Annotated in this window: 1 protein-coding gene and 1 pseudogene; both read right to left on the minus strand. The window is 70.9% G+C overall.

From position 1 onward, the window contains the following. Nucleotides 1–1,014: M20/M25/M40 family metallo-hydrolase (locus GT354_RS15375; protein ID WP_237534928.1), on the minus strand; the 1,014-nt coding region annotated here is incomplete at its 3' end. A gap of 266 nt (nt 1,015–1,280) precedes the next feature. Beyond that, nucleotides 1,281–1,899 (minus strand): annotated as a pseudogene (locus GT354_RS54015) (hypothetical protein); the annotation flags it as partial.

Here is a 1,899-nt window from a genome sequence, read left to right on the forward strand (position 1 = left end):
GCCGTCCAGGGTCGGACAGCCCACGCCGGCGGTGAAGTTGCCGTCGGAGCCGCCGCCGACCGGGACACCGCGCAGCGGGGCCTGCCCCAGGCGGGACGCCGTGTCGGCGGCGAGGGCGAACAGCGCCTCGGACGCGGATGCTTCGAGCGGCGGCCGGTTGGGACGGCCCAGAACCTCGATTCGAGCGCCCGCGACGGTCGGGGCGAGAGCGCGAAGCAGTTCGTCCACGCGTTCCTGGGCCTTGAGTGTCGGTGTGCGCACGTCGACGGCGATCTTCGCGTGGGCCGGCACGGTATTGGCCGCGGAACCGGCCGTGATCACCGTCGGGGTCACGGTGGTGCGGAGCGGGCCCAGGGCACCGGCGTCGGCGCGGTCGGGCAGCGCGGCCAGGGCGAGGACGAGGTGGGCGGCCTCGATCGCCGCGTTGACGCCCTTCTCCGGCTCCAGGCCCGAGTGCGCGGCCTTGCCGTGTACCACCAACTCGTAGCGGGACACGCCCTTGCGCGCGATCTTGAGCGCGCCGCCGTCGGCGGAACCCTCCAGGACGAAGGCCGCCGTACACGCACGCGCGGCGTCCTCGATCAGTGCGCGTGACGTCGGGGAACCGATCTCCTCGTCACCGGTGACCAGGACACAGAGGCCCTCCCGCGACGTCGTCGAGCCGAGCGCGTGGAACATCTGCACGAGGCCGGCCTTCATGTCGAAGACGCCCGGCCCGCGGGCGATGCCGTCGACCACCGACCACGGGTGGGTGACCAACGAGCCGATCGGCCACACGGTGTCGTGGTGTCCCAGCAGCAGGACACGCGGTGCGCCGAACGTCCAGCGCAGGTGGGTCACACCGTCCACGACGATCCGCTCGGGGCTCGCCCCCAACAGGCGGGTTCCCTGTGCCGCGACGACCTCCGCGCTGTGCGCGACGGCCGCGAGGTCGGCGGTGAAGGATTCGCACCCGACGAGTTCCGCCAGGTCGGTGAGCATCGCCGAAGGGTCGAAGACGTTCGAGTCACTCATCGCAACCGTCCCGGTTGACGGGTGAGGCGACGGCATCCGATGCCACCGCCCGCTGTGACCGCGACGTTACGTCAGGTCGGCCCCGCGGCGTGGGTGGTTGGCGCCGATGCAGGCGGTACGGACTCCCTTGTCGATGCCGATGTCGATGTCGATGTCGTGTCGGTCTCGGTGGCCGGCGGCGGCGTACCGGGGGCGAAAGATCGGGGGCCGCGCGGCGCGTACGTCCCGAACGACCGGGCCGCAGTCGAATTCCCGGTGCGAAGAGCTCAGTCGGTGATGTACCACGAGCCGTCGAGGTATTCGAGGGTGCTGCTGCCGAGTTCGCTCTCGGAAAACGTGATCGTCGCCTTGACCGCCTCGGTCGGAATCTCGACCTTGGTCGGCCCCTTCGTCTCGACCAGTTTCGGGTCGATCGTCGCGGTCTGAAGGGCTTTCTTCTGCGCCGGCGAGATCATCGTGAACATCATGGCGAACGCCGACGCGCACGGACCGACGCCCTCGGCTTGTGCCTTCTTCGCCGCCGGCGCGGCGATGTCGCACACCGTGGCGGTGTCCTCTCGACCCACGGCGCGGAGGTACTGCTCGTAGCGCGAAATCGCCCCCGCCGTGGTCTTGGCCGGCGGTGCCTGCGTCTGTGACGCCTGCGGTGGGGTCGGTACGGCGGAGGTGGGCGGGGGCGCTTGTGTCGCGGTCGTCGGCGGCGATGTCGGTACCGCGGCGCCGGTCGACGGCGGGTCGGTCGGTGGCCGCGTCGCAATCGTCGCGGGCGGCGCCGATGACGGTGCCGTCGACGCCTTGTCCTTCGTACTGTCCGAGTCACACGCCGCCATCGACAACAACGCGGCCGCTACCGTCACGCTTACCAGGACCCGCACCCCGGTACCC

This window comes from Streptomyces sp. SID3343 (genome assembly GCF_009865215.1).
Classification (GTDB): domain Bacteria; phylum Actinomycetota; class Actinomycetes; order Streptomycetales; family Streptomycetaceae; genus Embleya.